The organism is Pseudomonas edaphica (assembly GCF_965277385.1).
Classification (GTDB): domain Bacteria; phylum Pseudomonadota; class Gammaproteobacteria; order Pseudomonadales; family Pseudomonadaceae; genus Aquipseudomonas; species Aquipseudomonas edaphica.
The window spans coordinates 6,420,271-6,433,472 of record NZ_OZ255725.1; the positions used below are offsets into that span (position 1 = coordinate 6,420,271).

Sequence of the window (13,202 nt, forward strand, 5' to 3'; positions counted from 1 at the left end):
AGATGGTGGCCCACAACGGGCACATCCTTTCGGTGCCGGTTCAAGCGCTCAGGTTTTCACACTATTCCTCAGTCAATCGAGAAGTTTCCTACTCTGCATCTCAAGAATTCTTAATATTTTCTTAACCGACTGTTTTTAGGGATGGGAACTCTCATCAACCCAACCGGTAGAGAGAATTTTTGAATGTCGACAAGCCTTGCCAAGGGTAGCGTTACAGTTGTCAGTCATCCCCACCTGTCTCAGATGCAGCTCCCCACTGCTGTAAAGCCTGCAACGCCTGACCCCGCTGTTTTGCCAATGATTGAAAACGGGCCGCCTGCAGGCGCACCCCGCCCGGTACGCGGACAGCTGACGCAATTCAAGTTTGAACCCGCATCGGTACGCAAGACGCGCGAGGTTGCGTCTGAAAGTGGCGCGCACGCCCCCGACGCTGAGCGCAAAACAGCGGTTTATCCCGCATTGGCGCAAGCAAAAAAAGCCGACAGCAGCCTGCAGAAAACCCTCACTCATCTGCTGACTACCCACAAACTGAACGCCGACCCGTTTCCGCCAGGTGCCTCGATAAGGCCCTTCATTGATGCCTACACTGAGGCGGTGAACGAGCCACAGGTGCAGGCCTGGCTCACATCCAAAGGCCTGGATCTATCAACTGCGCTTGTTTTCAGCGACAGGGTCGAAGGCTCAGTGGTGGTTGACGGCAAAACAGTCGCGCGAACCTTCACGACCACCGACGGCTCCGGCTGGTGGGAGGTCAGCGCGAAAGTGAGTGCGGCGGTGAAGCAGTTGAAGCCGAGTGATATGGGTGTATTGCTGCCGGGCCAGCACACGGTCAAATTTCGCGATTTTAATGCGGTGCTTGAATTCTACGGTGTGGAATATCCGGCCCCTCAAATAGATGCAAAGGCGCTTGGGAAACGCCTGAAAAAACACGGCTGGCCGCCGATATCCGACCAGCATCGCGACCAGTGGCGCCGGCAGTATGAGCAGCTCATGCAGCACAACAGTGACATTGATGTGCGAACGCACCTGACCTCTCAGTTGCGAGGGTTGGTCAAGGATCGTGGGGAGGGTGATACGCCCACTCTGAGCGCGCAGTACGCCACCGTTTATCCTGAATCGACGCTGGCACACAAAAGTCATGCGCCCCGTGAACGTTTTGTTGAGTGGCTGGGCAGGCCGGCGTTCAAGGCTTTCATCGAGAGGTCCGGTCTGGGTGCTGCTGAGAGCGTTTACAGGATATCCAATGGAAGCCTTGAGATACGTGACTCGGCCAATCAATGGATCAGTGTTCAAGTCTTTCTTGACCAAGAGATCTACAACGTTTCGATAGGTGGCAACCCGGCCGAAAAAGCCGCTATCCACGCGCTCAATAACGACCTCCATCAACTGGTAGAGATGAGCAAGGCGACCGGGAATGTCCTGTACTCCCAGGCCCTTTATGACGTGCGGCAAGTACTGGCGTTTTCCGGGCTGGGAAGCCCCGAAACGGTTACGCAGATCTATTCGGCCATCGGCTGGCTGACCGCCAAGCTGCCACCCGCGCCAACGCAGGGTGACTATGCCCGTTTGTCACCTTATACATGGGCCCCTGGCGCGCTGTCGCCCGCTGACCTGAACGTGTTGAAGGCAGCGTCCAGCGGGCCTGGCTCGGTGTCCGAACTGTTCGCCAGCCATATGGCCCGGACAAATTTGCCCCGCGACCCTGACCTGCAACTGCAGCAGTTTTTCGACTCGCACGAGGCGATCATCGAGGCTCAGGCATTGGCGCAGCAGTTGAATATGGCTGAGGTTACCGGCGACAAACAGCTGTCAAAGGCTACCCGCCATCAACTCCTGGCGGCCGCCATCAAGGCCAGCGTCAATGCACAGATGCCTGGCAAGCCTGGGATGGTTGCGGGCTACGACATTTATCAGCCCAACAACCTTGGTCGTACCTTGGACGAAGTACGTGCTGACATTGAAGGCCTATTGAGAAAAAAGGGTGCCGACGTCAATACCGCGCCCTTGATCGCCCATATGTTGTTGGCACAGGCGGCCCCCGAGTTTCTGATCAAACCGGATCCTGGGTTATCGCCACAGGCACCTGAGGCGCTCAAGCTGTCTCCTGGCCAAGTCAGCGTGGGCTCGACCGCTTGGATGAGCCTGCGCCTGGGTTGCGCCATGGCGGAAAAACTCAGTGGGGCAGGCAGTTCGCGCGCATTGAACATCTCAGAGGCGCAAGCCCTTAACCGACTCGAACCCATGGGGCCGGAGCACGAGACGCTGACCAAATGCCTGGGGGCTGCGCCTCTGTTGGATTGGGCGGTGATGGCCGGTGTGTTTCCCAAAACCAGCGATGGGACTTATTCCGCAGGGGATTATCGGGCGGCCGCGCAAGCGTTTGCTGACCGCCAGAGCAGTACTGTCGCGGCCTTCCAGAGCCTGACAAGTGAGCCACCTTCGCAGACGAGCCTGTTGATTAATCAATTGGTTCTGTTGTTTCCCGAAATGACGCGGGATGAGATCGCCAAGATCAAGTTGACGCTGGTGACCAACAAACCGTATGACGCCAGAAACGAGGGCCACCTGGAAACACGTACCCCGTTGTTGACCGAGTTGATCCTTGCCGGAGAACCTGAGGAGGACCCTTTTTTCGTGGCTCAGAAGTGGGTGAATACGCGACTTTTTGGCGAGAAGAAATACGCATTCACGCACCCCACTATCTCCCCGGAAACCTTTGAAGAAAGAATCAAGAAGCTTCCACGTATCAAGCCGCTGGTAGCGCCGGCAGTGGACCAATACCTGGCCGACAGTCGTCGCGCGCAGGAAACGGTGATCAAACTGATGATCGCCAATGCACCGCTGGATGTACGCACAGGGTTGGAGTCCGGCGATGTGGAGATTTTCACGTTGCGTGAGGAAACCGGGGAATCCCTGGCCCAGGATCAGGGGAGCGACTCGAAGGTGGTCGAAAAGAGGGCCAAACAGGGTGTGTTGTTGCGCTACAAAAACAAGGGGCCTGAGGGAGGTTATAGCTGTCTCGAAATGTTCCCGGGGTCCATGAAAGTGTGCAAGCGTAACTTGCTGTTCTCTACGTTAAAGTTGGACGGGGTGATTGAAAAGGGGACGGTCCCGTATGGTCCTTTTGCCAATGTACCTGCGGACTATCGCAAGGCAACACAAGTAGATTTTGACCTTCAGGCCTATCAGACAGGCAGCGAGCTGCGCCCCGGCGTGCGAACCAAGGCCATTATCGAAAAGTTCGGAGAGACGTTGCCGGGGCAGAGTTCGTCGAGGTGGGCCAGCAGCACGCCAGGTGCTGTGCCTAACAGTTGGGCGTCGAAAAAAACCAACGATATAGCCAAGGCCATCGTCAACGCTACGTTCGATGTGAAGCGCGAGACGCTGTTGGAATACGCCAACGCGCCGACAAAGCTACAGAGAAGACGCAGTTATCCGTTTGATTCCGGAAAGGTCTTTACCCGTGAAAACCTCAGGATGGTATTAAGCCTTATCCCATTTGTGGGGGCGATTGCCGATATCGCCGACGGCAACATTGGCGCAGGCCTGAAGGGGCTGGTGATCGACTTTGCTTCCTTTGCGTTTACCGGTGGGTTACGTGGCTTTTTCAGTGGGTTCAAAACGGTTGTGCCGTTCGGCAGTCGTGCGTTTACGATGATCGCGCTGAAGGGCGGATCGAAAACGTTGCGCGGTTTGTTCAACCCGCTGGACGGGGTTTTTGATGTGCTCAGGATTGGCCCCAAAGCCCTGGGGGCGGCCAGGCAGGTGCTCAGAGGCGAATTGGTTTGTGTGGGGCCAGGCTTTTTTCTGACGACCACCGCCTTTGAGAAATGCCGTTGGGGGCTTGGGGCGTATGACGCGTTAGCCCCACGGCAGGCGAGCGGTGTTTACCCAGGAAGCCAGCTGGGCGTGAGTCGAAGCTGCCCGACATATGCGGTACAAATAGACACTAAATGGTATGCGATTGATCCGGTAACTCAGACACCCACTGGAGCGCCAATTGAAGACTTCAAGCCCGACGCAGCGGTGAACTAAGCACCGATAAGCCCCGAGCCGTGCCTTGCGGTATGAATGCATGGCTCGGGGCTTTTAATCAGTTCAGACCCAACTTGCCGCGCAAGGTCGACAGGTCCTCAGCCAAGGTGTTGACCGGGCCCACCAGGGCCTTGCGGTCGGTTTCCTTGACCTTGTCGTAGGTCTCATAACCGCCGTCCTTGGTTTTGTACTTGGCCAGGATCTTGTCCACGGCGGCAAAGTTCTTGTCGACTTTGGCCAGGAAGACTTTGTCCTGCTTCTCGATCTGGCCACGGAACAGGTCGACGATTTTCTTCGCGCCGTCGATGTTGCCCTGGAAGTCATACAGGTCGGTGTGGCTGTAACGGTCTTCTTCACCGGAGATCTTGGTGGCAGCCACTTCTTCCAACAGTGCTGCTGCGCCGCCGACGACTTTTTCCGGCGGGAAGGTCAGGCCATCCACGCGGGTTTTGAGGTCGTTGACGTCGGTGTTGAGTTTGGCGGTCAGCGCTTCCAGACCTTTGGTGGTCTTTTCGGAGAACAGCACGTATTCGATGCGGTGGAAACCGGTGAAGTCTTCAGCGGTCACGCCTTTCTCGTGGTCGTCAACACGCGAGTCGATCGAAGCGTCGAGGTCGCTGAACAGCTCGGCGATCGGCTCGATGGACTCATAGTGCACGCGGGTCGGTGCGTAGAGCTTCTGCGCGGTGGCCAGGTCGCCTTTGTTGATGGCATCGGTGAACGCCTTGGTCTGGGTGACCAATTCGCCGATTTCTTCGGTGACGTAGATCTTGTAGTCCGACACCGGGCCTACCAGGTCCAGAGGCGCGGTGGCGGCGAAGGCTGCCAACGGTGAAAGGGTCATTAGCAACGACAACGCGATAGTCGACTTCTTCATGGGGCTTTTCCGCTCTGGGTTTGTTTTAGGTCTTGGCAGTGGTTTGAGAGTGCGTTGCAGCGAGCAGCGTGCGGCCAAGGAAGTCCTTAGGCCCCGTCACCCCAGGCAAGGTGAAGAAGTACCCGCCGCCAACCGGCTTGAGGTATTCCTCCAGGGGCTCGCCGTTGAGCCGGGTTTGCACACTGATAAAGCCTTTCTCCAGGTCAGCCTGGTAGCAGATGAACAACAGCCCCATGTCCAGCTGACCGTTTTTGTTGACGCCGTTGGAGTAGTTGAACGGCCGACGCAGGATCAGGTTGGCCTGTGTCTGCGGGGTGCGCGGGTTGGCCAGGCGGATGTGCGCATCGAGCTTGGTCAACTTGCCTTCCGGGTCTTTGCTGTAGTCAGGTACTTGGGTTTCTTTGTCGCCATCCATGGGCGCGCCAGTCGGTTTGATACGGCCGATGATGCTTTCCTGTTCCTGCAGCGGCGTGCGGTCCCAACGCTCGACGAAGTTGCGGATGATGCGCACGGCCTGGTAGCTGCCGTGGGCGGCCCACGCCGGTTCGTCGCTGCCGGGCTGCACCCAGACGATCTGGTCCATCGCCTTGGCATCGTTGGAGTTCGGGTTGGCCGAGCCGTCACGGAAACCGAGGAAGTTGCGTGCGCTCTGCGCCGGTTCACCGGGTTTGGCCGGTGCCTGGGGCGGCACGCTGCCTTCCTGTTTCCAGCGCACCAGCAGCAGGTCGGGCAGGTTCTTCACGATGTCGCGCAGGGCGTGGATATTGGTGTCCGGGGTGTTCGAGCTGAATTGCAGGCTCAGGTCGCCGTGACACTGCGCGGGTTCCAGCGCATCGTTGGGGAAGCCGACCATGCGGCTCAGGCGCTTGGGTTTGGCTGCCGCCAGGCCGAAGCGCTCATCAAACAACGACTCGCCGACCGAGACGGTGATGGTCAGGTTATCCGGCGTGACCACCGGGCCGAGGATTCCGGAGTCGGTGGGCGGCAGTTTCGGGTCGACTTGCGGCACGGTGCCGCCGGTCATCAGAAACGCAATGCGCTCATTCAAGGTGCGGAACAGGCGCTCCAGGTCTTCGCGGTCACTGGCCAGCACGTCGAAGGCGACGAGCATGCCGCAGGCCGGGCGCGGGGTGACGATGCCGGTCTGGTGCTGGCCGAAAAACTCGTGGTGGTCCTGGGTCTTGTCACTGCGCGGTGCAGTGGTGACTTGTTCGGCCGCAGCGGCCATGGCCGGGCAGGTCAGGGTGCTGCCGGCAATCGCGGCGCCGGTGGCGGCCATGCCCAGCAGGACACGGCGGCGCTGTGCTGAAAAGTGTGCGGAAAACTGTTCTGAATCACTCATGTATTAGGTCGTCTTCACTGCAGGCCGGAAAGGCCAAGGGCGGGGTCGATTCCATCGAGTGCAACGGCCAGAGCCTTGGCCTTGTCGGCGATCTGCTTGCGCTGATCGGCCGTGACGCTGTCGTAGCGGCTGTACTGGCCGTCAACTTTAAAACTGTTGAGTTGGGCATCGAAGGCAGCGAGCGCGCTGTCTATTTTTGGCAACAGGTCCGCCGCCGATTTGGTCAGCAATGGGCGCATCAGGTCGACCACCTTGCGGGCAGCCTCCAGGTTGGCGGAAAAACCGCTCAAGTCGATATGGCTGTAGCGTTCCTCTTCACCGCTGGCGGCACGCACATCCGCCAGGCTGTTGAGGTTGCGCACCACAATGCTGACCAGTTGTTCCGGCGGCAGTGATTGCGCAAGCAGCTGTTGCTTGAGGGTGGTGACGTCAGTGACCAGGCGCTCGGCGATCGGGCCGAGGCCATCGAGGCTGCGCTGCTGGAACAGGCTGTATTCGAGGCGGTGGAAGCCGCTGAACGCAGGGTCTTGCTCGCGTTTTTCGAAGTAATCGGCGCGGGCGTTGATCGCGTTGTCCAGCTCGGCCAGACGTTGCGCGGCGGGAGCCAGGCGCTGATACGCTTCACGTGCCGGCACATACAGCGCCTGCGCCTGGGCCAGGTCATCGGCGGCAATGGCTTGCTGCAGCGCGGTCACGGCCTTGACCAGCGCACTGCCTTGGCCGCTCAGGTATACCCGGAACTCCGACAGCGGGCCGATAAACGCCACCATCGACGGTTTGGCCTTGGCCTGGGCGTCGGACTCGGCGGTCGGGGTCACATGCAGCGTGCCGCGCGGGTTGCTCAGCAAGCCGCAGGTGATCGCATAGTCGCCGGGCAACAGGTTGGCGTTGATCACCTGGCTTAGGCCCGGCGCGATATTTTCGCGTTCTTCAATCACCAGCACGCCGTCGAGGATTTCCCATTCCACCGCGCGGTCGGAGCGGTTGATGATGCGAAAACTCGCGCGCCCGGCGGGCACGCTGATTTCATTCGGCTCGCAAGCGTGAGCGTGAATCGTCACGGCGATTTCATTGTGGTTGGTCTGACGCTTGGCGGCAGCCAATTGCGCGGCGTAATAAAACAGCGCACCGGCGGCGATCATCACCACTACCGAGCCGGCCACTGCCCAGCGCAGGGCGCGCGACGGCGGTGCCGGTTGAAGGGTTGGGTTGGACAAGAGACGGTCCTTAATGGCTGGAAACGGAAGAAGGTTTGGCGACAGGCTTGGCAGGGGCCGAGGGCAGGAAGAACATCACCAGCGCCACCACCAGATAAATCAGATAGGCACCCAGGGTGCTCACGGTCGGCGCTTCCTGGTAGCCGAACATCCCGGCGAGCACCGAACCCAACGGGCTGTCCATCGGCAGCACGGCGCTGAAGTCGAACAACACGGTTTGCAGGTGGTTCCACACCCCGGCTTCATGCAGCGCCTGCACCGAGTTGGCAAGAATGCCGGCGGCCACCACCAGGATGAATAGGCCGGTCCAGCGGAAAAACGCGCCGAGGTTCAGGCGCATGCTGCCGGTGTAGATCAGGAAGCCGACGATAATCGCCAGGATCAAGCCGAGCAGGGCGCCAATCGGGGCGCCCGGACCTTCGCTTTGCTGGAACACGGCGAGCAGGAAGAACACGGTTTCCAGACCTTCACGGGCCACGGCAAAGAACACCATGGCGATCAGCGCGATGACTTGGTGCTTGGAGCCGGCCAGTGCATGATCCAGGGATTCGTGCAGGGAATGCTTGATGGAGCGCGCCACTTTGCGCATCCAGAACACCATGGAGCTGAGGATGCCGACGGCTACCAGGCCGACGATACCTTCGAACAATTCCTGTTGTTTCTGCGGGAACTCCGCACTGACCAGTTCCAGGCCGCCACCAACCAGCAGGGCCAACGCAGCGGCCAGGAACACGCCGATCCACACGGCGGGCATCCACTGGCCACGGCCGGTCTGTTGCAGGTAACTGGCAATAATGCCAACGATCAATGCGGCTTCAATGCCTTCGCGCAGCATGATTAGAAAGGGAACGAGCATTCGGCACCGCATCAAGGCTGGATAGGATGCTAATTTGTAACATAATGATACTCATTACTAAACAGCCAATATTGACCTTTGCTGAACTGCGGCTGAACGGTGGTGGCGAATCGCAACCGCCCTTATGATGCATCCCATCTTTTGCAGCATTGAATAGCCCGATTCCCATGGCGGAAAAAGACACCATCTCTATCCATCTTGTGCGCGAAGCCTTGCTGCAGAGCTGCGCGCCCGGCACGGCCACGGTTGAAGCCTTGAGCAAGGTCGGGATAGACCCGGCGCTGCTCGAGCAGCCCGACGCTCGCGTGCCCGCCACGGCCTACGCACGCCTGTGGCGCTTGCTGGCGCGGCGCATGGACGACGAGTTTTTTGGCATGGACCCGCGCCAACTCAAGTCCGGCAGCCTGGCGTTCCTGTGCCGCGCCGCGATGGCGCAACCGAGCCTGGATGCCGGCCTGGAAACCGGCCTGGGTTTTTTGTCGCTGATGTTCGAGCAGATGCCTGCACAGCTGGTGCGCCAACAGAGCCTGGCAGAAATCGTCTTGCTCGAACCCGAACCCAAACGCGCGTTTACCTATTTTACCTATTGGATGATCGTCCACGGCGTGGCCTGTTGGCTGGCGGGTCGGCGGATTCCGATACTCGCCATTGAGCTGCGTTGCCCGCAGCCGCAATTCTGTGATGACTACCGCGTGATGTTCTCCGACAACCTGCGCTTTGATCGGCCACGCACGCGCATGATCTTTTCTGCCGACTGTCTCGACCTGCCGATCAAGCGTAGCCCGGAAGAACTCAAGCGGTTTCTGGCGCATGCGCCGGCCAACATACTGGTCAAGTACCGCGACCCGGCGAGCCTGGCCAATCGCATCAAAAATGATCTGCGCCATATGCCTGCCAATACCTGGCCCGAAACCGAAGGCTTGGCGGCCAACCTGTGTATATCGGCGTCAACCTTGCGTCGCCGCCTGGCAGATGAAGGGCAGACTTATCAGGGGCTCAAGGATAGCGTGCGCAAGGAACTGGCGATTGTCTGGCTTGCCGAGGCCGATATCAGTTTTGTTGAAATTGCCGTGCGCCTTGGTTTTGCTGATGTCAGCTCATTCTACAAAGCCTTCCGCAAATGGTCCGGCTCAAACCCAGGGCACTACCGCAGCCTGATTCTGAGTGACGCGTTGCCGTCTTTGTGACGCAGGCTCATGCGTTGATTAGCAGGAGGTAATGTGTACATACACTTGTTGCACTGCGCTTCAGAATAAGCCGATCCGTTTCGAAGGGGCGGCTCACAGATTATTAGGCTCCTTTCTCTGGAGTACGTCTAATGAGCTTATCCCGTGTTGATACAGGCAACAGTGCGCTCTCACACCAATCAAATCCGTCACCCGGTGAGCTGAACCTGGCGACGTCAACCGGCCAAACGGACAAGCTGGCGATTGCCGTTAAACCAACCGCTGACGCTGAACTGGCCACCCTGCTGAGTAGCGGGCACCAAGACGATTGGCGCTTTCAAGATTTGTCGCCAGAGACGTCGATTGGCAAATGGATGGGCCATTTTGTTGACGCGTGGAACGCGCCGTCCCTGCAGGCTTGGGTAAGGGCGCAAAATTTCGTGATGCCTAGGTTTCACATAGTAGGGTCCACCCTGACGGTACAAGCGCAAGATACCGGCAAAATCACTACATTTACCCCGTCTGATGGCAGCGGTTGGTGGCCGATCGGACGGCAGGTGATTGCCAGTGCTGCCATGCTTGATCCGCAAGCAAATGGCCTGAGCAACCCCGGAACCAGGCTTTTGCCCGCTGAGATTGCGGCGTTCTACGGCGTTCGTTGGCCCCTCAACAGTCACGATGCCGACGCTCTCAAAGCCAACGGTTTTCCGGTAAAACCTGTGGAGCAAGACCCCCTGCGGTCACCTGAAATGCGCAAGCTGGCAGAGCGTGAGTTCATGGATGTAGAAAATGAAAGCGCATTGATAAATACGCTGCTCAGTAAGCTCAAGGACAAACCAGACAACGAGGACATCGACCTCAGAGCGATTTCCCAGGCCATTGCACCGGGGTCGTCACTTGGCATTGCCAATCGCTCGGGGCTCAGAATAGTGAAGCGCTTGATGCGTGAACCCTTGATGGCGCCCATCTTGAGCGCGAAAAACTTAGGTGTGAATGCCCAGGTTCGGCTGGAGAATGGGCAGCTTATGGTCAGCGCCAATGGCACATCTGGACCGTGGCGTAACGTGACGGAGCAAGTTCTGGCCCATCCCACGCTTGCGCAACTGCTCGACAGTGCCATTCAGCAATCTGAAGCAACCGGACAAATAATCAGACCACAATCAGTCGGCGATCTATGGCAATTGCTTCGGTTTGCAACGTCGAGCGAATTACCGGCCATCATGACTGCCGGCGACTTGCGCAATATTTTGAACTGGAAACTCAACCCGCTACCACCAGCGCCACCACTTGGCAGCTATGCCCGTAATTTTCTGGAAGATCAGCAATCACCTGATTCCCTGACCGAGGAGCAACGTACCAGAGTGCGCCGGTCAGCACCCGGCACCAGCACACCGCCACAGTTGACACTGCTTGATTGCTCACCCAAACCCTGGGCAGGCCAGAGCCCGGAATACATCCGCCAGAATGCCGACGAACTCATTGGCCAAGCGTTGACTCAAGGCGCAGGACTGCGGCGCTGCGAACCCATTCTTGCTGCACTCAAAGACGACCCCTCAGAGGCGTCCGGAAAAGCTTCGCCAAGCTATCGCAAACAGTTGATCGTGACCCGTGATCTGCTGGTCATTGATCCAACACTGGGTACGCACCGTAATCATATCGGCGGCTATAACCTGTACTCGGCATCGAACACAGGGAAAACCCTGTTCGAGGTGCGTACTGAGCTTGAACAACACCTCGCCAGAGAAAAAAAACTGCCCATCGAGCAAGCCATACTGGTCACGCATGCATTGTTGTCGACCGTCGCCCCCGAGTTTCTGGTGAAGGGCGCGGATACTGTACGTGTCGGGTCGTTGCCACTTGTCAGCCTGCGCGTTCAAACGGCACTGGTGGAAATGGCATCCCAAGGCAGTTCGCGCCTGATGAGTGCAGAACAACTTGGCTCGCGTGCCTTTCTGAAGCCGATCTCGCCTGAGCACGAACAATTGGAAGCAATGCACTGTGCCGGGCCGATATACGATTGGGCCGTGGCCCAAGGTGGAGTGATCGATGAGGATGATTACTCACCCACGGCGCTGAATGCCGCGTTAATTGCTTACAATGAGCGCGTGAACGACAGTGAGCTAATGGCCGCCAGCCTTGATAACGCCAACTCATTACTTAAAGCCCGTACGCAGGTAGGTGAGCAGGAGTTGGAGCGTGTTTGCCCTGGCCAGAATGAGTTCTTTAGTAAAAACACGGTATTGTTCAACCCCAGTTCGTCAGTTGTTAACTCCATACCCTTGAGCAATATTGCGAACTCAGTCATCAATGTGTGGAAACCTAATACCAATCTCCTTGGGCTTGCAGCGGGGCCATGCTCAATCAAGGATTTATACTTGTCAGGCGAATTGACGGCTGAAAATATAAACACGACAGAATGGAGCTTCATCAACCCTTCAGATAAAACAGCCTTTGAGGCATTGAAGCGTCAACTTGTAAAGTTGAAGCCTATCGAAAGCGTGTTTCTGTTGCCCGTCATGCAGGGCATTACAAGTTTGGAAAACTATCAAGTCATTGCCACGAAAATGTTGATGAGCGAATTGCCTGTTGAAGACAGGCGAAGGTTGGAGTTTGGAGAGGTCACCATCTATGGCGCTTCGACCCAGGAGGGTGACCTCAGTCAAGAAGAGGCTCAGCAGAAAGTCGGGCCTATTCTATTTCTCAGAGATGCGTTGGGCGCCAAGTGTTATGAGCTTCTCCCCGGCACTAACCGTTACGCAGAACGCCCGGAGCTGGTCGATGCCATGACGTTTATGAGTGATTCGGGTACCGATTCCTTCGGGAAAATCATGCGCCGGCGTCTTACCCCGACGTTGCCGGTTGACATTGAGGTCGTCGCGCACTTTCCCGCGCCGCCTAAGCGTCAGGACGCTTCAGCGGGCTTGCCCAATACCTATTCATCGACACGAACGGCTGAAATTCTTAGAGCGCTGCAACTGGAAAATTTGCTCGTCGACCCCTTGCTGCTGATGAAGCAAGCTGCAGGTACGACGTATAACGAAGCCGTTCAGCAGCGTTTGGATGCCATCGATAATTTCGTCATCAATACCCTGATTCCGTTCAAAGGCAATATCGAAGAGCTCGCCTCAGGCGATCGCCGTCGAGTTGCCGTGGGCGCTATTGGGCTGGGCTTGGAAATTGTAGGTGCTCTGTTTGTGGCCGCCAGTGCCGTCAGCGCGGTCGCAAAGGCAGGGTCGATAGCTGCCAAGTTAGCCGTTGCGGGTAAAGCAGTGCTGTCGATGTTTAATCTACCGGGGGCAGTGGCCGGCACGGCGAAATCCTTGTTTCGTCTCACCGCAATGGGCGTCAGAAGCGTGGGGGTGAACGTCCCTAAATCATTAGGGAAAGGACTCTCTCATTTCAGAAAACTGGCGTGTGGTAGCAAAAAAACCGAGAAATTAATCAGGTTATCGCCACGTGAGCGTACGGGCAAAGAGGTCACTAACTTAGTGGGAAATATCGGATTGCCAAATACGGTTAACGGCACGATAGATTATTCCCAGCAATCACCGCCCGAGGCGTCTGAAGGCAGAATCGTCTCTAAAACGTAACGACTGTTGTTTCGAGCAGGGATGCTCATCTCTCGCTGGTTTAACCCCGATTCTCCGCCCCCCCCCGACAACTGTCGCCCTCCTGCACGACCGAGCCGTAAAGTCTCACCTCAAATCAT

The 13,202-nt window shown here is 57.6% G+C and carries 7 protein-coding genes; 3 read left to right on the forward strand and 4 right to left on the reverse strand.

Annotation, left to right across the window (positions count from 1 at the left end; translation table 11 throughout):
• Positions 1 to 183: 183 nt before the first annotated feature.
• Positions 184 to 4,035: a hypothetical protein gene (locus ACQY47_RS29220; protein WP_428554234.1), complete on the forward strand. Its 3,852-nt coding sequence runs from the start codon at positions 184 to 186 to the stop codon at positions 4,033 to 4,035.
• Positions 4,036 to 4,093: 58 nt separating this feature from the next.
• Here the strand turns inward: ACQY47_RS29220 and efeO (ACQY47_RS29225) are convergent, their stop codons facing one another.
• Genes efeO (ACQY47_RS29225) through efeU form a run of 4 tightly spaced genes read right to left on the reverse strand, consistent with a single transcriptional unit; the run spans position 4,094 to position 8,327 of the window.
• Positions 4,094 to 4,912: an iron uptake system protein EfeO gene (gene efeO, locus ACQY47_RS29225; RefSeq protein ID WP_017135535.1), complete on the reverse strand. Its 819-nt coding sequence runs from the start codon at positions 4,910 to 4,912 to the stop codon at positions 4,094 to 4,096.
• A gap of 25 nt (positions 4,913 to 4,937) precedes the next feature.
• Positions 4,938 to 6,254, reverse strand: coding sequence for an iron uptake transporter deferrochelatase/peroxidase subunit (efeB, locus tag ACQY47_RS29230; RefSeq protein WP_428554238.1), 1,317 nt, complete (start codon positions 6,252 to 6,254; stop codon positions 4,938 to 4,940).
• A gap of 14 nt (positions 6,255 to 6,268) precedes the next feature.
• Positions 6,269 to 7,471, reverse strand: coding sequence for an iron uptake system protein EfeO (gene efeO, locus ACQY47_RS29235; RefSeq protein WP_428554241.1), 1,203 nt, complete (start codon positions 7,469 to 7,471; stop codon positions 6,269 to 6,271).
• Between the two features lie 10 nt (positions 7,472 to 7,481).
• Positions 7,482 to 8,327: an iron uptake transporter permease EfeU gene (gene efeU, locus ACQY47_RS29240; protein WP_099549836.1), complete on the reverse strand. Its 846-nt coding sequence runs from the start codon at positions 8,325 to 8,327 to the stop codon at positions 7,482 to 7,484.
• Between the two features lie 167 nt (positions 8,328 to 8,494).
• On the opposite strand from efeU, the gene ACQY47_RS29245 reads away from it, so the two are divergent.
• Together ACQY47_RS29245 and ACQY47_RS29250 are read left to right on the forward strand one after the other, a co-directional pair.
• The gene (locus ACQY47_RS29245) at positions 8,495 to 9,514 is read left to right on the forward strand and encodes an AraC family transcriptional regulator (protein WP_017135539.1); all 1,020 of its coding nucleotides are present in this window, start codon (positions 8,495 to 8,497) and stop codon (positions 9,512 to 9,514) included.
• Between the two features lie 131 nt (positions 9,515 to 9,645).
• Entirely contained in the window at positions 9,646 to 13,083 is a 3,438-nt protein-coding gene (locus ACQY47_RS29250; protein ID WP_428554245.1) for a hypothetical protein, read from the forward strand.
• Positions 13,084 to 13,202 lie beyond the last annotated feature (119 nt).